Raw genomic sequence first — 19,443 nt, forward strand, 5'->3', positions numbered from 1 at the left:
ATGGCTCCGCACGTTGCACGCTTGCTATGAAAAAACCACTCATAGCGCGCTTTTGAAAAGAGGCAACGGCTTCGCGCATTACTTAAAGGCCGCTGAAAAAGTGAAAATCACACTTTTTCAGCGGCCTCATACATATCGGAGGCTTCTTTAGTTACGTTCAATATACAATTAACCTTGAGGCAAATTCTTTCTTTCCTTTTCTTCTTCCATACGTCTAATGAATACTTCTCCTTCTTGCTCAATCCATTTTTGCTCCATTTTACGGTCTTCAACAGAATACCTTAATGCTAAATATCCACTTAAGACGATACCAACTATCGTCACATGAACCCAAAATGGTGCTGCAAGTATAGAACTAACAACTGCACTTTCTCTAGTTGAAACAACAATTAATAATAACGCTATGATACCTAAAATTAAAGCATGTCCTTTTTTTGGCTTATTCATTATCTACACCTCACCCTAATAGCTATACTTAAGCCTATGCTTGTCTACTTCGGGATATGAACAAAATGATTAAATTCTGAGTTATGAGTTTTTAATTAAATTCCAAAAACTATGAATTCTAATCTCCTTATAAAAACAAAAAAAGCAAGCCCTTGGCTTACTTTTTTTTAAATTCATAATTCATACCTCAGAACTCATAATTCCACTCATAAATCTAGTGGTTTTTCATGGAAGCTAGGTTTGTACATGGAGCGATTTTCTAATGCCATCACTCGTTCAGAAAACTCCCCTGGCATTACTCCTTCTAAAGCTCTATCCATCATATTCATTTTTGCATCTACATTATCAATCATATGCAAAATTTCAGCTTCTCTAATAAGAGGTGGTTTTGGGCTTCCCCATTCGCCTTTGGAATGGTGACTAAGGACAAGATGTTGAAGTATTAAAATCTCTTCACCTGTAATATCAAGTTCTTTTGCTGCTTCTCCTATCTCATTAACCATAATTGAAATATGTCCTAGTAATTTACCTTCTAACGTATATGTAGTATCAACTGGCCCTGAAAGCTCTCGTACCTTACCTAAATCATGAAGGATAACCCCTGAATACAATAAATCTGTATCAAGACTAGGATATAAAGTAGCAATAGCTCTAGCTAAATCCAACATGCATACTACATGATAAGCAAGTCCCGAGACGAATTCATGGTGATTTTTCGTAGCTGCGGGGGATTCAATAAACGCATTTTGGTGCTTTTTCAGTAAATGCCTTGTAATTCGTTGTATATTTGCATTTTTCATCTCAAAGATATATTGCGTAATCCTACTTAGCATTTCTTCTGGGTCAATTGGAGCTGAACGAATGAAATCAGCCATCTTAACATTATCCATTGCCGTCGTTGGGCGAATACTAGAAATCTTTAATTGATGTCGACCTCTATATTCAATAACATCCCCACCTATATGAACAATAGACATATTCACAAACGTAGCTTCATCCTCAGGAGAACACCCCCAGAGCTTAGATTCAATCTCACCAGTATTATCAGCTAAAACTAATGTCAAAAAAGGCTTCCCATTACTTGCTAAGCCCTTTGTAGCAGTTTTGATAAGAAGATAACGTTCGACCCGCTCACCAACCTGAAAGTAGTTTATTCCTTTACTCATTTGGTACACCCCGATTTTTCACCGTATATTTTAACAAAAGTATAGCATAGATTTGTCCATTTGAATCTGTTAAAGTGGATGAAAACTTACAATTCTATAAAACTGCTATCACTAACTTTTCTCTCTTTTTCTTTACTGTCCAAGAACAAAAGAGTTTGTCTCAAAAAGGTGATATTAACCTCCTGAGACAACTAACTTGTTTTACTCAAGTATTTTTCCTCACATCAACAGGCATTTTTACGCCAAATGAAACTCCTCTATCGGTATTCTCAACATAAGGTGTACCAAAATGAAGCTCTGCAATTCTTTTTACAATTGCTAGCCCTAAGCCAAATTGACCTTTGTTGCCTTTATGGAATGGAACAAAAAGAACAGACATATCTTCCTCATCTATTTTTTCCCCATTATTTTCAACAGTAAGAATGACCTCATCATCTTCAACAATCGCTCTAATCCATATTTTATCTTTTGCATATCTTAGTGCATTTTCAATAAAATTTTCTAGTAACACTTGGATTTGTTCAGAATCTCCCCAAAAACGCACGTCCGCACCCTCAATCATAAATGTTACATCTTCTCTCTGTACACGAAAGCGCTCTTCTAATTGAAATGCAACCGAACCAAAAATGACCTCATCTACTTTAGGCTTTACTTCAGATAGAGAATCTAGTTTCGTAAAGTAAATCATGTCCTTTACACGACGCTCCATTCTCTGTGCTTCCTCCATAATTACATCCATTGTTTGTTCGATATTCTCTTTCGGAAGAATCCCATCTTTTACTGATTGAGCGTAGCTTTTTATGATCATAATTGGCGTTTTAAGTTCATGTGAAGCATGTTGAATAAAGGTTTTCTGCGCTCGGTCATATCTCATTAAGTTTTGTCTCATCATCTCAAATTGGTCAGATAGCTTTTGGAAATCTTCGTCACCTTTCCATTTAAACGGTTCCTGCCAATTCCTTTTTGAAATTTGCTCGAAATGATTCCCTAGTATAATAAGGGGCTGACGTAAGTAGCCCTTTAACCAAAGAGCTGGAATTAAACTTAATGCACTCGTTACAATCATAATATAAACAAGCCTTTCCCACATGCGATTAACCATCTGGTCTCTATATGTATCCCACATGTAGGAAATTTGATAGGCTTCTTCATTCGATGTTTGAACTTTAGAAATAACGTAAAACAGTGTCGCTCCACCGTAGGTTAGCTCGTAACGCCCTCTTCTCGTTTGCTGTTTAAATGCGTTCTCACCCATTTCCTGAACAACTTCATTAGGCACAGGATCGCCACGTAATGTCCCATATTGATTTAGTAAAAATAAATGGCCTACTGAACGTTCAGCCTCTCGCCGCTCAATAAAATCAAGCTCAGATGTCGGTGGATTGAAATAATCACTATAGGGATTCGCAAATCTTGCCTGCTCTTGTTCAATAATTCGATACGTTTCCTCTGTGAGTGTTCCTTTAATAGAAATCGGATAGATAAGGACGATTGAAAGTCCTACTAAAACAATTAACGAGATAAAAGAAAGCCAAATACGTTGTGTTAAATTAACGCGAATCATGAAGAGAGAATCCTATACCCATAACCATATAAAGTTTCAAGATGAATTCGCTCCATTTTCTTACGGACTCTCCTCACAACATCATCGACTGCTCTTTCTGAACCGTAATAATTTTCTCCCCATACATGTTCTATTATCTTTTCTCTTGATAACGCCTTACCAACTTCTGCTGTCAGTAATAGAATTAAATCCATTTCTTTCGTTGTTAAATCAATCGGTTGCTCACTATTACTAGTTTTATCAACAATTGTTCGAGCAACAGGGTCAATAACATACCCATTAAGCTCTATTTTCCTTTGACCACCTTGATTCGTACCATAAACTCTAGATAATAACCTCTTCGCACGAATAACTAGTTCCTGAGGGAGAAATGGTTTCGCTAAATAGTCATCACTCCCCATTTCAAGACCTAATACTCTATCCAAGTCTTGATCACGAGCTGAAATGAAAATAACTGGTGTATCATCAAAATTCTTAATTTCCTTTAGCAACTGGTACCCATCTGTCCCAGGAAGCATAATATCTAGAATCCAAAGATGAGGCTTTTCACTTACCATTTTCATTGCCTCATCACCATCATTGAATGTTTGAACTTTCCATTTCTCTTTTTCCAGATAAGCCTTTAATACTTGAGATAAATTTTCTTCATCCTCAACTAAATAAATGAGGTATTCACTCATATGATTTCCTCCTAAAAAAATTTTCTACATCTATTATAAAAACTATTTGGTAGTTAAACGCAATGTTACAATGTCTTTGACACAAAATTGTTTAAATAAATCAACAATATGAGCATGACATGTAAAAAATAATATCTGATGTTTTTCTGAAATAGATGCCATTAGTTTCACCGCAGTCTCTTTACGTGCATCATCAAAGTTGACTAATATATCATCCATAATAATAGGATATGGTGAAGGCGAGCGATAAACCGTAGCTAAAGCAAAGCGAATGGATAAGTACAGTTGCTCGGAAGTACCCTGGCTCAACTCTTCTGGAAAAAAGCGAACTCCATCCTTCCTCTCAACTATAAATGTTTCCTCACCCGCAGGGGCAAATACTTTTATATATTCCCTATTCGTCAGCTCTGAAAAATAGTTTGTCGCCTTTTGAAGGACTAATGGTTGTCGTTCATTTTCATATATTTCTTTTGCCTTTTTTAATAATAGGCTAGCTGCTCGGTATACTGCCCATTCTCTTGCCTGTTCCTTTAAATGATGCTTCTCAATCTCAAATGTTTGCAATAATTCGGAATAACTTTGTCCCTCTTCAAGCTGTTTCATTTCGTGCTCAATCTCAGCAAGTTGATTTATTAATTTATCTTCTTTTACTTCTAGTTCTTTAATGTTAGACTCTATATCTTGAATTTGAAGCTTTGTATCGTGTCCTTGATTTATCAAGTCCTCCACTTTATGTAATTCTTCTTTGCTAGTAATAGATACAACTAGTTGGCTTTCCACTAATGATAATTCCTGTTGTACAATTTCTCTATCGAGTACAGCTTTCCCTATCGCACGAAACTCATCTTCATCCTTTGCAGATATTAAGGCAAAAAGTTTCTCCTTTTCTTCATAATAATAATTCATTTTTTGGCTTAAAAGCTCTTGTTCATTTGAAATCTCCGCGAGTTGATCTTCGAGAGACTGTTTCCTTTGCCATATTATCTTTTCTTCATTTAATTTATCTGTAAGTTGATTTACAAGAAATATCACTGGCTGGTCAGCTTCAAAATTCACATCAGCACATAAAGTTTTCACTTTATTTTCAAACTGGTAAATTCTTTCATTCACTTCTTTCACTTGCTTTTGTAGATTTTGTTGATGTCTAATTAATTGCTTCCCTTTATCAACGATCGAGATAATTTCTAATACTGAATGATAACTATCTACAATAGCAAATTTATAACGATTTTTCCAACTTAAGTACATATCCTCCACTTGCATAATTTCACTTTCTACTTGATCGATCTGTTCTACGATGCTTAAATACCCTTTTTCTTCTTGCTCTACACGCATATGCTGTAATTCTAACTCTTGCTTTAGCTTATCATCGCGTTTTAATATATTCTCCACTTGTAACCAATCGTCTTCATCATCTCTATCTTGTAAATATCTTAACTCTTCTTCCGTTCTCTTTATCTTCTCTTTAAGCCCTTTGATTAACGTTTTTTTGTTAGTTTTTTTACTTATAAAGAAAACAATTAAACCAACAATAAAAAATAAAGTTGGAAGCAGCCAGTCTTGTCGATAAATGCCCCAAGTTAAGGAAAATACTACCCAAATAAATAAAAGATAAATAAGTGGAGATTGTTTTTGTTCTAAGACAGCAAACTCAAATTGTAACTTTTTTAGACTATTCTCAAGTACTCCTCTATTAGCAACAGACTGTTCTTTCTCTACAACTAGACGTTTTTCTAGTTGTACTCTTTCTTCGTTATCTAACAGTGACAGATGTAAATCTTTTCTTCTTGCTTCTGCCTCTTCCAAGATTAAACGCTTTTTTTCTAATTCATTACCTAAATATGATTTTTTTTGTAAAAGCTGTTCTTGCCATATGAGAATCTCTTTCACTTGCTCTTTAGCAGAAATACTTGTGTTTCCTTCAGCTACCATTTCAACTGTCCAAGGAGTACCAAGTGTTTCTAATAAAAGTTCAATTTCTTCATCGATACCTTGTATCTCATGAGTTAATCGTGTTACTTCTTCTTTCCAGCCTGTATATACGTTTATATTTTTATCCAATTCAGAAATACTATCTTCTTTCTCTATCAGCAAATATGAAGTTGGAAGATTTTTTAGTTGAAGATTCATATTCTTCTCTTTTGTTTTCCACTCAATTTTTCTTTCTTCTAATCCTTTCAATGTACCTTGAATTACTTCAAGCTTCTTAACGCCATCTTCTGGAAATTTCCTATCAGGTAAATGATTAAACTGCTCTAGTAGTATTTTCTTCTTTTTTAATGTAGGTTCAAGCAATTGAACCTTCTCCCACTCCCTTAGCAACTTCTTCTTATGTGTCTTATTCGTAGCCGTAGATTCGTGCTCCAACTCGATTTTACTTTTCTGACTATGTAACTCCTCGTATTGGCTATTTTTATTTTGCCATTGTAAGATGTTACTCTCGATTTTTTCAAGCTCACTAATTCTTTGGTTCATTAGAGGCTTCTTACCCTGTGCTTTAAATAAATCTGCTTGCTTCTTTTCTAATGTCTTCTCTAATACTTTCATTGTAGCTCTCCCCGTCATACTCGCACCATAAATAAATTCTCCTAGTTGAGCTGAACGAAATTGCTCTACTCCTTGCAAATCATTCACACCAAAAGAAAAAACCCCTCGGAAGACACTACGATCCATTCCAGCAAATAATGATACTAATACTTCTTCTCCACCGCTTGTACCATCCTCAAATTCCACTCTTACATTACCAGTGGCTTTACCTTTTACACGTTCAATTGAAACAATTCCATATTTCTCATTTTGCAAGGTAACTTTTCCACCATAGGCTGAAGAAAATTTCGGTTCATATCTAAGCTCCTTTTGTTGCTTAGTTGGAAAACCAAATAATACACTTTGAATAAATGCCATAATTGTTGATTTTCCTGCCTCATTCTCTCCATAAAAAACTTGTAACGAAGGTGATAAATTATCTATGTAAACATCTTCTAATCGACCATAACCATAGATATGTAGAGAAATAATTCTCATTCCTCCCACTCCTTAACTAAAGTACTCAATATTAAATCTTCAGCCTCCTCAATAATCTTTTGTTCATCTTCACTAGTAAACTTCTCAAAAAAACGTTTTCCTTTAGAATGACTCATAATTTCTTTACAAACCTCTTCATGAAAAGCCTTGTCTTCTTTATATCTATCTACAAGATTAACTATATCTCCTGTAACATGTTCCTCTTGCCTAAGCTTCTCTCTATTCCAATCTGTTACAGACTTATTTTCAATGTCAACTACCCATACAAAATCCCGTCGATATTCTTCTCCATCATTTAAAATTTCCAAGAGTTCATCTTTTTGAGGAAGATGAATTCTATTTCTACCAAAATATTTTATTATAATTATTTTTCCATTATCGTTTCTTCTCTGTTCTTCTTTTTTCTCTTCAGCTGTGTTCATTAACTCTTGCAATGAATTCAAGTTAGAAAGATCGACTTCTATTTCATCCCAAATAATCTTTGCTGTGGGAAAAAAGGTTGTCTTTAAATCGTATGAAGTTAATTCAGCAAGGATACAACCTTTGTCACCAATTTCTTTCTTGTTTCGACCTTGAATATTTCCCGGGTAAAGTATAGAAGACGACAATTTCTGAAACTGATGGATATGACCTAACGCCCAATAATTAAAACCTTTTTCTACTAGTTCTTTTACAGTAAAAGGGGCATATGAGGCATGCTCAGTATTACCTTCTGCCTGACCGTGAAGCATGCCTATATGAAAATCAGCCTCATCTACCTTTTCGTATTGTTTTACTCGTCTCTCTAACACTTCCCTTGTCGGATAACTAAATCCATAGATGTGAACAATTGCCCCATTATCCTTCTCAAATCTTTTACACTCTACATCGTCCGAGAAAAACACGACATTACTAGGCCACTCTATAGGAACCCAATTTCCCGATAGGTGATCATGGTTACCATGAATAATATACACCTTTATATTCTCTCGTTCTAAACGAACTAGCTCCTTTTTAAATCTAGCCTGAGCTTTCAAGCTTCTGTCCTGTCCATCATAAATATCTCCTGCTATTAAAACAAAGTCTACTTTTTCTTTAATAGCATAACTAACAATTCTCGTAAAAGATTCAAAGGTACTTTCTTGGACCTGGCTATGTATTCTATCTGGCAAATAACGTAATCCTTTAAAAGGGCTATCTAAATGTAAATCTGCTGTATGTATAAATTTAATTGATTTCATCTACTCACTTCCTTCCCATCTCTTTCTAGTATTATAACAAAAGATAACAAACAAACGTTCTTAAATCAGTTTTTCTATATTGTTTTTTACTGTTTCATTTCTCACAATATAGCCGTTATACATAAAATGAGGTTGCTTAAGAGGATCGAACCCCTTTAAGACAACCTCACATACACTCATTAAAGTACAAATGGTAATACTGCTAGCGTTCCTAATGCTGCTAATGGTAGTGCCAATCGACGAAAGCCACCTGGACGTGGTCTTGGATAAGGATAGGGATAAGGACCGTAACCATATCCTGGGAATCCACCAAATCCAAAGCCTGGTCTTGGTCCATAAAATCCTCCATAACCAGCACCGAAACCTGGTCCATATCCCGGTCCAAAGAACTGTCGTTCATCAGCTGAACGATAATCTTGAGTGTCTTCAGGAACCATTAGATATACATTTTCATCATCAACATACTCAATATACCCTTGAATAGTTTGATTATCTAAGGTTTGAGCCATAACAGGCTGATGTAAATACTGCTGACACATTGATTTCATATAATCTTTATGATGCATAATAAGCCCTCCTAATAACTATTCTTAGGCATCATATTCATACCATAGGCGAATGGTTACTAGTTAATTATTACTCGGTGATATTAATAATTTACATTTAAAAAGTCTCGGATGGATAATATCCAACCGAGACACAAAAATTCTAATATTTTTTTATAAGTTTCTAATTAATAATTAACCATTTACAATGTCTTTACGATAGTAGACAAAATATGATTGGATTACCATAAATAAGTTACCAATGACCCAATATAATGAAAGAGCTGATGGCATTGCAACTGCAGCTACTAATATCATAATAGGCATAATATACATTGTAATTTTCATATTATCTGGTAAGGTACTCATCGTCATTTTAGTTTGCAAATATGTTGTACTTGCTGCCACCACTGGTAAGATAAAAAGTGGATCTGGGTTACCAAGGTCAAACCAGAGAAATGTATGCAAGGCTATTTCTTCTGTTCTCATTATTGCATAATAAAAAGCCATCATTATTGGTAACTGAATGAAAATAGGCAAGCATCCACCAACAGGATTGACCCCGTTAGTTTTATAAAGCTCTAACATTTCTTGTTGAAGCTTTTGTTGGGATTTTTGGTCTTTAGTAGCATAGCGTTTCTTAATTGCTTCCATTTCTGGTTGAAGCGTACGCATTGCTTTTGTATTTTTATTTTGCTGAAGCATTAGTGGCAACAAAATAAGCCTTATTAGGATCGTTACAATAATAATCGCTAGACCATAGCTACCATTCATCTGTTCAGCCATAAAAATAATCAACCATGACAATGGATAAACAAAAAAGTGATTCCAAATTCCTTCACTTTCTGCTGTAATCGGCTGTGCATTTTGACAACCTGATAGCACTAATCCCCCTATAAGGACCATAAAAAATAATAACTGTCTATTTAATTTCAAGAATATTCCTCCTTTGTATTATATCAATTGAAATAATACAAAAGGGACCCTTCTTCATCATCACTATGACTCTTGTCAGATTTTGATGGGATTTTTCTTTGTAAATACGTAAAGCGATTAGCAATGAGTGGGAGCTCAGTTAAACGAACTATAGTAGGCATACGTTTCTTTTCATTAAGAAATCTATTGTAATTACAATGGTCATATAACATCTTACCTGTCATACTCGCAACTACATATAGAAATAACATACCTATTATCATCCAGATAACCGGAAACTCAAAATACAATTCAAACACACTCATCGCCTCCCTTCTAACTACTTTGTATGGATTGTACCACAACTTTCGATTGATACAAAACAATAAAAAGTTATACTTTTCAGAACATTTTACTTGAATTATACTGAAATTGTTTTTACACTATTTTTAAGTTAGCAATATGATCCCCCTTATTACAACCGTCTTTATAAAATAATATTTTCGAGGTGAAGATTATGAAAGACTACTTTTTAACTGTATTTTCATCTGATGGTGAAAAGCTTTTAGGAGAAAATTTTCAGGCATCTACAGACGATGAAGCAAAGCAAATAGCTGAAAAGCGCCTTACTGAAGAAAATTTACAGGAACACACGAGTAGACTAACTAGTGCCGGTAAACTTCTCTTGTTTCACAGATAATACAGAGTCATAGAAAAAACGCCTCTAGGGCGTTTTTTCTATGACTCTATTCGTAATTGCTTTCTAAATACTTCTCTCACCATATAAGAAACACCATTCTGATTATTAGAGCGAGTAACCCAATCTGCTACATCCCTTACTTCCTTAGGGGCATTCCCCATACTTACACCTAGTCCCACTTGAGTGATCATCTCAATATCATTTACACGAGAACCTATTGCAACCATTTCATTTAATGAAATTCCTAACTTGTTCCCCAACACTTGTAAGCCTCTAGCCTTTGAAACTCCATCTTGGACAATATCTATACGTCCATCCTTTGAGTCAATTAGCTTGATATCAGGAACCATCTCTTGTAATTCTTTTAATGCAAGCTCTTTCTCTTTCTCTTCAAAAAATTTCACTTGAATCTTCGGTGGACTACTAGGGTTTTCAAGCATGTAATCACATAAAGAATCAACAAACGTGACTGGATAAAATAATGGGTCGCCGATGCCAATAGTCATTTTAGCAATCAATTGATTCTTTTGTTTCACTTTATTTCCAACTGAATAGCTTTCATTCAATAATCGAATATGACAATGGTAACTTTCAAGGATTTCAACTATATGAAAAGCCTTATCTTCATTTAATCGACGCTCAAATAATGGATCCTCTAAATCATTTGAAACATATGCACCATCAAGAGTGATAAGGTGCCCATCTAACTTCAGTGCTTTGGCAATTTTTTTTGCAGCAGGAAAGGACTGCTCTGTTGCAAGTGTTACATATACACCTTTTTTCTTTACATATTCAATTGCATCCTTCGTTTGTCGACTTAGACGAGAATTATCCTTTAATAATGTTCCATCAATGTTTAATGCAAGTAGACGATAAGTCAAAATGATCCCCCTTTTCAATTTCTCCGTCGTTTTCAACCAGTAAGTATAGTTTTCATTCACTTTCATTTTGACGGTTTTCGGCACTTTGGAATGACTTGTTTTGTCATTAGCTATGACTAAAACAACTTCTACCAGTAGCACTCGTTTATAGTAAAGCCTATGAGTAACATGTCTTGATTAGAACTAAATCACTATTCACTTGCACTAATAAGAATCCCAATACTAAAAAAATCTCCACTACCGATTGATAGTGGAGATTCTTCTAGATATTATTCAGCTTTTCCGTATAATTCTTCTAATGGTTCAGTAATGATACGGTTTAAGTCACCGATAATCTCACTTAAACGTTGCTCTGCTTCCATTAATTTCGAAATCGTTTCATGTTGTTGCACAAGTTCGAATTGTTGTTGAGCTTGGATTGCTTCCTCTTCTGTAATTTGAACTCCTTGCATTTGCTTTTGTTGAAGCTCAATTTGAAGGTTACGGAAGTTTTCAAGCATACGGTTTGCAACCTCATCATTATTCACTTCTTCATGAAGTTGTTTTAACTGTGTAAATTCAGCGCTTTCCTTAAGTACGTTTCCTAACTCACGTGCCTTTTCATTCAAATTTGACATTAAATGTCCTCCTAACAATTTTAATCTTACCGACTATAACATGTTTCGACATGAAATTCAGCTAATATGGTGTTATTTTATGTATAATTCTACTTCAGTCAGTCTAACCAAAGATAATATTTATAGACATTTATGCCATAAGTAACACGATAATTCCTTGAACAAACCCTATCGCTCCACCAAGTAGGGCTCCTAAGTAAGTAATCATTTTAAATTCTCTTCGTGATATGGAAAGAACCATTTCCTCCAACCTTTCAACAGAAAAAGTCTCTACCTGTTCTTTTACCACTTCATCTAAGCCAATTTTACGTAGCATTGGTTCAACACGAACTGATAGACCTTCCCCAATCATTTCAATAATTTTAGGGAGCCACTGTTGAGTAATCTTTGATTCATAATGACCTGTCCAAGCTGATAATGGCTTGTCTAGTAGTTGAAACAACGGAAGCTCTTCTTTTATTACACGAGTTAATGGCTGAACAACATCTTCTTTTTCTAGTTTCTTTAAAAATACATGAATGTCTTTGTCCTTTAAATTAATCCACTCTTTAGTTAGAAGCTTTTCGAGTAAGTCATTAGCACCCTTATCTTGGAGGAATTTAATGATTTCAGGCTGAACCTTATCCACTAATCGTTCATTACCTAAAAACATTGAGATCATGTTTCCTAGTGTGCCTTTTCCGTACAAAAATCGGTCAATCATATCGCTTAGCTTTTCTTTTCCTTCGCGACTTTCAAAAAAGTCTCTCCCCTTAATTAAAACCATATCTGCTAGCGTAGGAATAAAGCCTTCTATTTTAATCTGCCATTTATCTGGAACGACCTCTCCCACTTTCTTTCCTTGTAACTTAGCAAGAATTTCGTCATATTTTTCATCGATTAGAGAGTCTGTCTTTTCCTCTAACATTACTCTTACATTATCAATTGATAAATGTTCGTTTGCTAATTCGTTGATTGTCTTCTCACTTCTAAGAAACTGCAACGTTTCTTTTTCTGCAAAAGACGTCATTTCCTTTACAAAGGACGCATTCTTTAACTTTTTCTGAATACCTTCTGGGGTTAATAAATGCTTCATTACCATATGGCCTAATTGCTCAGCCAACTCCCCACGACGCTTAGGGATTAAACCTGGAGTAAAAGGCACACGCCATTTTCCAAAATATATGGGCTTGTACGGGCGAAACAGCATACGAATGGCTAGTGAGTTCGTCATACCACCAATTATAGCCCCAATTATTATCATCATTAAAAGTAAAAATAAAGTGCTCATTTTGTTCATTCCTCCTTTATCGTTCTTATCTTCACAAAAAAACCTATTGCCACATACAATACTTTATCAGCATATGCCTAGATTATATTCATTACAGCTTTACTCCACTATTCTCTACAAAAGTTGCAAAAATGTAAAGGAGATGTTGTAGAAACGTGTGTAAACAACACTAACGTGACAACTAATAAAATGAGGGAATACTTATGATTTCTTTCCAAAGAGTATCTATACAATCAATAGATGATTCATTGCTCACACATCAGCATGAAATACGTCTTAGTGAAAAGTTATTTAAGACATGGAAATTAAATTTGCATCAAGTAATTCCTGTGGTATGTGGAAACAAGAAAGTAGATGTAGAATGCATGCCTCTTGATCAAAATGATGAATTGATTTTACAATGCAGTTCATCTTTACTTCAAGAGCTCAACTTACCAGAAAAATTACTTTCTCTCCACCTGTCCTACCATAAAGAATTACTACAATTTCAGCTTGGACCTATTATCTCTGTTCTAACACTTGTCAATCAAAACAGAACAGACGAACCTTTTGGAACAGTGAGTAAATTTTGTGAAGAACTTGCTGACTATGCAAAGATGCACCATTTGTTCTTTTACGTATTTAGTATACAGCAATGGGATAATGAGAAACCAAAAGGATATATATTTGAAGATGGACAATGGGATGAAGTGAACGTACCTATACCTGATGTCATTTACAACCGAATTGGTTCTAGGAAGGTTGAACAGAGCACAAATATGGCTCAGCTACTTACAGAGTGTTCAATTTTAAACATTCCTTACTTTAATGAAAAATTTCTAAGTAAGTGGGATGTATACAGTACATTGCACAATTATATTGAGATTAAGCCACACCTTCCTACTACGGAGCTCTATACTGATGAACAAAGCCTAAAAACGATGCTAGATGCCTACTCATTGCTATTCCTTAAGCCTGATAATGGCAGTCAAGGTAAAGGTATTTATCAGATTGGCTATGATGAAAAAGAAGATCAGTATTTCATTCGATATTCAACACTTTCAGGTAAACAGGAAAGAATTTTTCAATCTACTAAAGTTTTACACAGTCTTCTTAGTAAACGAATTGGGAAGCGCTCTTATTTATTACAAGAAGCTATTCCGTTAAAGAAGTGGAAGGATCGTCCACTCGACTTTCGAATATTATGTTGCCGAACACTTAAAGGAGAGTGGAATGTAATATCTGCAGTTGCTCGAGTATCCGCTGAAGAGAAGTTTGTCGCCAACTTAGCCCAAGGAGGAGAAATTGTACCCGTTGATGAGGTATTACTTGAATGGTTTCCAACAGAAGAAAGCAAGCAACTAAAATCACTACTCTATGAAATAGCCCTTGAATCATCACGCTTACTAAACGAAGAATCTACAGGTGAATACGGTGAATTTGGTGTCGATATCGGGATAGATGAAGAAGGGTTTCCTTGGATTATTGAACTAAATACAAAGCCTTCTAAAAATGACTGGACTGTACAAGAAAAAAAGAAAATTCGTCCATCAGCAAAAACAGTTATTCAATTTGCTTTCTTCCTATCTAAGTTTCCTTATACTCATTTACGCTAGGAGGAATAACATGTTATCGCTAGGTATACTTTCCTTAGATGAAAACCAAGAGTCCCATTATTATAAGGAATTAGCTATCAAAGGAAAGCAATTTTTCTATGAAGTGGTTTTATTTCACCCTGCTGATGTAAATTTCGAATCTAACACAATTAAAGGAAGAGTTTATAACCAACAAAAAAGACAATGGGAAAAGCAGCGTTGTACATTCCCAACTTTTATTTATGACCGATGCTTTTACCCTACTAATACACAGTATAAGGAATATAAAACGACTATTAAACAATTACGAAGTAGAATTCCCTTTATAGGCTATGGATTACCAGATAAGTGGAGTATTCATGAAACGTTAATTAAGCAGCCCACTCTCACTAGCTTCATTCCAAATACAATTCATTTCACTTCAGCTAAGGACATTCTTCCTTTGATACAAGAACAGGGTGAAGTAGTTGTTAAGCCTGCAAGTGGTTCACAAGGACGGGGAATCTTTTTCATTCGATACAAAAAAGAACAAATAGAGGTTAGGACACAAGTAGGAGAATCTATCATATCGAGAAGGTCTAAAGATTTTTCTAGATTTATTAGTTGGCTCAATAACTTAATTGAAGAGTACACTTACCTTTGTCAGCCTAGCCTCTCTCTCCGAACATCTAAAAATGAGCCTTTTGATTTTCGAATTTTTCTTCAAAAGGACGGTGACGGACAATGGCAAGAACTAGGGAGAGCAGTTAGAAAAGGAGAAAAAGAGAAGCTCATTTCTAATCTACATGGTGGTGCTTCTTCTATGGACTTCTTTAAGTGGATACAAGATTACTCTATTGATACTCAAAAAGCGATTTGCAATCAAATTTGCAATTTAATAAACGATATTCCACCCATTCTAGAATCAACATATGGGCCATTATTTGAGTTAGGGCTTGATGTAGCACTTGACCAGGATTATAAACTCTGGTTACTAGAAGTAAACTCTAAGCCAGGTCGTAGCATCCTTCTTTCAAGTCCAAATTTCGAAAATGAAAAGCTATATAGAGCTCCCTTTGAATATATAACATTTTTAAGCCGAAACCTCAATGAAGATAATAAAAATCTGGTGTACTACAAATAAGGAGTTGGTTATCATGAGTAACACAAAAGCACTACCTTTGAAAATTATTTCAGATTATATAGAAACGATTTTCGTTCCTGAAAGCCTCTTTCGGACTTGGGTTATAAACAAAAGGTTCCCTGAGTATATCGCTTTCGGCTCAGAACGAATCCCTTGTAAGCCCGCTCCTCATCCAGATAAAAAAAATGAATATCTCCTTTCAGAAGACTGCTTTCAAGCTCTTTCATTACCATATGAAGGAGTAGTTCATGTATTCCAACATGATAATACATTGCATATTGGTCCACTAGTAGGAATTTTCACTGCAGGATTTCAAAGCTCTTCCCTTCGCCCGATTGGAGAGCGTTCCATGTTTTTTGCTCGATTGCTTTCTTCAGAGCAAAAGGTTGGTTCCTACTATTTCGTGTTTGGTGCACACCATGTTAATTGGGAAAGTGCCACAGTGAAAGGATACTTCTACACAGGAAAAGGGTGGAAACAAGTTACCGTTCCTTTTCCAAATGTAGTATATAACCGTTTACCAAATCGGCGCATTGAAAATGTAGAATCCTTTCAAAAGTTAAAGGAACGCTTTGAAAAAGACTATCTAATTCCTTGGTTCAACCCGAGCTTCTTTGATAAGTGGGATATTTATATAAAGCTTATGGATGACAAGGGCACAGCTATGTATCTACCAGAAAGCTTTTTAAATCCAACAAACGCAAATATTGAACAGCTTCTCGAAAAACACCATCACGTATATCTCAAACCAGCAGCCGGAAGCTTAGGCCTAGGTATCCACCAAATCATAAAATTAAAAGATGACCCTTATTATTATTGCCGCTTTCGAAAAGATGAACAAAATCGTTTAAGGCGGTACTCTTCTCTTGAACGATTAATGAAACAGCACTTCCCTAATGGAGTTAAAAACTTCATTGCTCAACAAGGGATCCATTTAATCAAAATTAAGAATAACCCTGTTGATTTTAGAATTCACACAAATAAGGATGAACAAGGCAAATGGCAAATTAGTGCAATTGCAGCAAAAGTAGCAGGTAAGGGCAGTGTTACGACACATGTAAAAAGTGGCGGTGAAATTAAAACAGCAGCTGAAACGATAACAGAAGCTGGATTGTCTAAAGAACAGTTAGAAGAGCTGAAAGAATGTGCATTACAAATTAGTAAAAGGATCGACCATACAACGGAAGGGTTTATCGGTGAAATTGGCTTCGACTTAGGCATCGACAAATCAGGGCATATATGGATGTTCGAAGCGAATTCAAAGCCTGGTCGTACGATTTTCTCTCATGCTAAGCTACGTCATAATGATTTAATGTCAAGACGTTTACCACTAGCATATGCTGTTTATTTAGCAAAACAAAGTATTACCCAGCCAGAGCTGTTGCTAACATGACCACCATTTATTTTAACCAAGAATCATCTACATGGGGGCTTCAGGAAAACGAAGGTTTAGTTTGGGGGTTCGATAAGAAGCGAATCCCTATGATTGCCCCCTCACCCGAATCGGTTCCATTTTACGTGAAAAGACATGAGAGAAGTCTAGGTCCAATTGTTGGCCTCTTAACAAGTGACCACTCCAAGAAATTGTTTTCTGGCAATAAACAAACATTTAGACGCATTCATGATGGGTTACAACAAACAGGTGGTCTTTGCTTTGTCATTACACCTGATACGATCTGTTATTCTCAACTACATGGGTATGTATTAATCAATAATAACTGGGTACTAACGGCTATTCCATTACCTGATGTCATTTACAACCGTGTCCCTACCCCACGTACTGAGAAATCAGAGAGAATGAAGCGTGTCTTTGAGTGGATCAAACAGATGAATATTCCTTTTTTTAATCCTCATTTTTTTAATAAATGGGATGTTCATCAAACCCTTTCAACAGAACCAACAATAGCTAATCATCTACTCTTTACAGATGTGGTCACTTCGAAAGAAACATTTAGAGAAGCTCTTGCCAACTATAAGTTTCTTTATTTAAAACCAAAAGAAGGACAAAAAGGAGATGGGATTTTCAAACTAACTACTGGACCTAATCAGACTTACTTGATTCACGATCATACAACATCGGTCACTTTATTTTCCTTTGAGTCTCTTTGGACTTCAGTTAATGACAAAGTTGATTTGTCTAATTACCTGTTACAAGAAGGTATTCATTTAAATCAATTGAACGATAAAAAATACGATTTTCGTATTCTATGCCACAAGGTTCAGGGTGAATGGAATACAAGTGGAATTGGTGTACGCTCTAGCAAAGGAATTACAACTCACGTACCAAAAGGAGGAATGATTCTATCCCTGAAAGACATTTCTCCCCCTATTAATTTTGAAAAAATTAACCTCTTAATTGCTACTATTGGAAAAAGACTAGAACAGTCTTATGGAAATCTTGGAGAGTTCTCAGTTGATATTGGTCGGGATACAACTGGTCGCTACTGGTTATTTGAAGTCAATGCAAAGCCGATGATTTTTGATGAGCCAACAATCCAAAAACAAGGCTTACACAACCTCATTCAAGCCTTTTATTCAGAAAGCGGTTATCTTGAGGAGTGATAAAAGTGAAGACCATCAATGTAGAAGTGAAAACTTGGGAAAAATATAGAAGACCTCTTTTAAATTTCGTCAAACGATATGATAAAAATGTAGACTGGATTTTTAAATTACGCAGACACCATTTAAGCCAAACAGGTACGATAATTAAATTAGCCTTATGGGAAGGAAAAATTATTGCTGCTTTTGCATTTTTAGATTATGGCACAAAAGAATCTCTATTTATAATTTCACCTAGCTACCAAAATACACACATTGGAACGAAGCTTCTGAAAGAAGTTATCCATGAATTAGGCGTTTGTTACACAAAGCTACCTTACGAACAAGCTGCTCTTCTTAAAACTGCTCTTCTATCAGGCATGGTAGCATTTAATTATACAGTTGATAATAATGGAAGTATGTTACTTTGGTTGGGTGGAGGACAATGGCATATTGATGACATTTCAGAACAAGAAGCCTCATGTGAATAGAAAGAGAAAGGGAATTCTCAAACCGTGGGTGTGAGAGTTCCCTTTTACATTAAACAATCACTTTTCTCCCGCTTTTGTTTATCATATAGTATGCTTATATTATATAGAAGAAAAGGAGCATGATTCATGATCTCACATTTTAATTGGAAAGAACGAGACGCAACACTTATAAAAAAAGAAATTCAATTCTCATTTTTCTTTAAAGGGGAATACTATCAAGGAATGTACTACTCAGATGGAACAATCACTTGGACTGAACGGCAGCCAGATGGACAAGCTAAAGAAAATTTAGAAATGCAAATCCATGATTTAATCTTATATCATGTTTACGAAGACCATTAAGCAGGAGGCTGGGACAAAAGGTCTTTTGTCCCAGCCTCCGAAGCAATGAGCGAAGTCGCTACATCTTTTACAAGGCTTGAAAGGAGTATTTTTTGCCTTTCAAGGCGCGTAGCGAACGGAGCCATTGCACCCTCTATATAAGACTTGTTTCTCAACCTCTCCAATTACATTTATTTATCTTTATAACAGAACCACCAATCTAAACAGTTAAACTTACCTTCTCCAGCAGCTTCCACTCGTTCTTTTGCTTTCATTATTAAGTCAGTATTTAACTCTTCAAATATGTTATTCGTCTATAGGTAAATGCGAACCGTGGTTATGTAATTATTTCCACCTTGTATATTTT

Annotated in this window: 19 protein-coding genes; 7 read left to right on the top strand and 12 right to left on the bottom strand. The window is 35.4% G+C overall.

From position 1 onward, the window contains the following. Nucleotides 1-168: 168 nt before the first annotated feature. From CD003_RS12765 to CD003_RS12805, 9 genes are all read right to left on the bottom strand, one after another. A complete protein-coding gene (locus tag CD003_RS12765; protein WP_257008310.1) occupies nt 169-447 on the bottom strand; it encodes a sporulation YhaL family protein in 279 nt (92 codons plus the stop codon). A 206-nt stretch (nt 448-653) separates the two neighbouring features. Next, a complete protein-coding gene (gene yhaM, locus CD003_RS12770; protein WP_096201486.1) occupies nt 654-1,613 on the bottom strand; it encodes a 3'-5' exoribonuclease YhaM in 960 nt (319 codons plus the stop codon). A gap of 205 nt (nt 1,614-1,818) precedes the next feature. Next, entirely contained in the window at nt 1,819-3,177 is a 1,359-nt protein-coding gene (locus CD003_RS12775) for a sensor histidine kinase (RefSeq protein ID WP_096201487.1), read from the bottom strand. After that, a complete protein-coding gene (locus tag CD003_RS12780; RefSeq protein ID WP_096201488.1) occupies nt 3,174-3,857 on the bottom strand; it encodes a response regulator transcription factor in 684 nt (227 codons plus the stop codon). The genes CD003_RS12775 and CD003_RS12780 overlap by 4 nt, the downstream gene beginning before the upstream one ends. 42 nt (nt 3,858-3,899) lie before the next feature. Continuing rightward, nucleotides 3,900-6,881 (bottom strand): ATP-binding protein, encoded by a 2,982-nt coding sequence (locus tag CD003_RS12785; RefSeq protein ID WP_096201489.1) that lies wholly within the window; start codon nt 6,879-6,881, stop codon nt 3,900-3,902. Beyond that, on the bottom strand, nt 6,878-8,101 hold the full coding sequence (locus CD003_RS12790) for a metallophosphoesterase family protein (protein WP_096201490.1): 1,224 nt from the start codon (nt 8,099-8,101) through the stop codon (nt 6,878-6,880). The genes CD003_RS12785 and CD003_RS12790 overlap by 4 nt, the downstream gene beginning before the upstream one ends. A 179-nt stretch (nt 8,102-8,280) precedes the next feature. After that, a complete protein-coding gene (locus CD003_RS12795) occupies nt 8,281-8,667 on the bottom strand; it encodes a hypothetical protein (RefSeq protein ID WP_096201491.1) in 387 nt (128 codons plus the stop codon). A 174-nt stretch (nt 8,668-8,841) separates the two neighbouring features. Further along, nucleotides 8,842-9,552, bottom strand: a complete 711-nt coding sequence (gene yidC / locus CD003_RS12800) for a membrane protein insertase YidC (protein ID WP_096202346.1) — start codon at nt 9,550-9,552, stop codon at nt 8,842-8,844. Between the two features lie 53 nt (nt 9,553-9,605). Further along, entirely contained in the window at nt 9,606-9,881 is a 276-nt protein-coding gene (locus CD003_RS12805; RefSeq protein WP_096201492.1) for a hypothetical protein, read from the bottom strand. A gap of 197 nt (nt 9,882-10,078) precedes the next feature. Between CD003_RS12805 and CD003_RS12810 the strand changes: the two genes are divergently transcribed. After that, entirely contained in the window at nt 10,079-10,261 is a 183-nt protein-coding gene (locus CD003_RS12810; RefSeq protein ID WP_096201493.1) for a YhzD family protein, read from the top strand. A 38-nt stretch (nt 10,262-10,299) separates the two neighbouring features. Here CD003_RS12810 and CD003_RS12815 read toward each other — a convergent pair whose 3' ends face one another. The 3 genes from CD003_RS12815 to CD003_RS12825 form a co-directional block, all read right to left on the bottom strand. Then, nucleotides 10,300-11,142, bottom strand: coding sequence for a Cof-type HAD-IIB family hydrolase (locus CD003_RS12815; protein ID WP_096201494.1), 843 nt, complete (start codon nt 11,140-11,142; stop codon nt 10,300-10,302). Between the two features lie 269 nt (nt 11,143-11,411). Next, nucleotides 11,412-11,759 carry a YlbF family regulator gene (locus tag CD003_RS12820; protein WP_096201495.1) on the bottom strand — a complete coding sequence of 116 codons (348 nt, stop codon included), beginning with the start codon at nt 11,757-11,759 and terminating at the stop codon, nt 11,412-11,414. A gap of 130 nt (nt 11,760-11,889) precedes the next feature. Further along, on the bottom strand, nt 11,890-13,029 hold the full coding sequence (locus CD003_RS12825; protein ID WP_096201496.1) for a DUF445 domain-containing protein: 1,140 nt from the start codon (nt 13,027-13,029) through the stop codon (nt 11,890-11,892). Nucleotides 13,030-13,232: 203 nt separating this feature from the next. Here CD003_RS12825 and CD003_RS12830 point away from each other — a divergent pair, with 203 nt between their 5' ends. From CD003_RS12830 to CD003_RS12855, 6 genes are all read left to right on the top strand, one after another. Next, the gene (locus tag CD003_RS12830) at nt 13,233-14,624 is read left to right on the top strand and encodes a YheC/YheD family endospore coat-associated protein (RefSeq protein WP_096201497.1); all 1,392 of its coding nucleotides are present in this window, start codon (nt 13,233-13,235) and stop codon (nt 14,622-14,624) included. Between the two features lie 10 nt (nt 14,625-14,634). After that, nucleotides 14,635-15,726, top strand: coding sequence for a YheC/YheD family endospore coat-associated protein (locus CD003_RS12835; protein WP_179295543.1), 1,092 nt, complete (start codon nt 14,635-14,637; stop codon nt 15,724-15,726). A gap of 13 nt (nt 15,727-15,739) precedes the next feature. Beyond that, nucleotides 15,740-17,119: a YheC/YheD family endospore coat-associated protein gene (locus tag CD003_RS12840; protein WP_096201499.1), complete on the top strand. Its 1,380-nt coding sequence runs from the start codon at nt 15,740-15,742 to the stop codon at nt 17,117-17,119. Further along, nucleotides 17,116-18,288 carry a YheC/YheD family endospore coat-associated protein gene (locus tag CD003_RS12845; RefSeq protein WP_096201500.1) on the top strand — a complete coding sequence of 391 codons (1,173 nt, stop codon included), beginning with the start codon at nt 17,116-17,118 and terminating at the stop codon, nt 18,286-18,288. Before CD003_RS12840 ends, CD003_RS12845 begins: the two co-directional genes overlap by 4 nt. A 5-nt stretch (nt 18,289-18,293) precedes the next feature. Then, a complete protein-coding gene (locus tag CD003_RS12850) occupies nt 18,294-18,755 on the top strand; it encodes a GNAT family N-acetyltransferase (RefSeq protein ID WP_096201501.1) in 462 nt (153 codons plus the stop codon). Between the two features lie 126 nt (nt 18,756-18,881). Further along, nucleotides 18,882-19,097, top strand: coding sequence for a DUF5342 family protein (locus tag CD003_RS12855; RefSeq protein WP_096201502.1), 216 nt, complete (start codon nt 18,882-18,884; stop codon nt 19,095-19,097). The last annotated feature ends 346 nt before the right edge of the window (nt 19,098-19,443 follow it).

The sequence above is a fragment of the Bacillus sp. FJAT-45350 genome (assembly GCF_002335805.1).
In the GTDB taxonomy this organism is placed as follows: Bacteria; Bacillota; Bacilli; order Bacillales; family NISU01; genus FJAT-45350.

Bases quoted from the DNA above. Each gene is read 5' to 3' on its own strand.
- CD003_RS12765 (WP_257008310.1), bottom strand. From the start codon at position 447: ATGAATAAGCCAAAAAAAGGACATGCTTTAATTTTAGGTATCATAGCG.
- yhaM (WP_096201486.1), bottom strand. From the start codon at position 1,613: ATGAGTAAAGGAATAAACTACTTTCAGGTTGGTGAGCGGGTCGAACGT.
- CD003_RS12775 (WP_096201487.1), bottom strand. From the start codon at position 3,177: ATGATTCGCGTTAATTTAACACAACGTATTTGGCTTTCTTTTATCTCG.
- CD003_RS12780 (WP_096201488.1), bottom strand. From the start codon at position 3,857: ATGAGTGAATACCTCATTTATTTAGTTGAGGATGAAGAAAATTTATCT.
- CD003_RS12785 (WP_096201489.1), bottom strand. From the start codon at position 6,881: ATGAGAATTATTTCTCTACATATCTATGGTTATGGTCGATTAGAAGAT.
- CD003_RS12790 (WP_096201490.1), bottom strand. From the start codon at position 8,101: ATGAAATCAATTAAATTTATACATACAGCAGATTTACATTTAGATAGC.
- CD003_RS12795 (WP_096201491.1), bottom strand. From the start codon at position 8,667: ATGCATCATAAAGATTATATGAAATCAATGTGTCAGCAGTATTTACAT.
- yidC (WP_096202346.1), bottom strand. From the start codon at position 9,552: ATGGTCCTTATAGGGGGATTAGTGCTATCAGGTTGTCAAAATGCACAG.
- CD003_RS12810 (WP_096201493.1), top strand. From the start codon at position 10,079: ATGAAAGACTACTTTTTAACTGTATTTTCATCTGATGGTGAAAAGCTT.
- CD003_RS12820 (WP_096201495.1), bottom strand. From the start codon at position 11,759: ATGTCAAATTTGAATGAAAAGGCACGTGAGTTAGGAAACGTACTTAAG.
- CD003_RS12825 (WP_096201496.1), bottom strand. From the start codon at position 13,029: ATGAGCACTTTATTTTTACTTTTAATGATGATAATAATTGGGGCTATA.
- CD003_RS12830 (WP_096201497.1), top strand. From the start codon at position 13,233: ATGATTTCTTTCCAAAGAGTATCTATACAATCAATAGATGATTCATTG.
- CD003_RS12835 (WP_179295543.1), top strand. From the start codon at position 14,635: ATGTTATCGCTAGGTATACTTTCCTTAGATGAAAACCAAGAGTCCCAT.
- CD003_RS12840 (WP_096201499.1), top strand. From the start codon at position 15,740: ATGAGTAACACAAAAGCACTACCTTTGAAAATTATTTCAGATTATATA.
- CD003_RS12845 (WP_096201500.1), top strand. From the start codon at position 17,116: ATGACCACCATTTATTTTAACCAAGAATCATCTACATGGGGGCTTCAG.
- CD003_RS12855 (WP_096201502.1), top strand. From the start codon at position 18,882: ATGATCTCACATTTTAATTGGAAAGAACGAGACGCAACACTTATAAAA.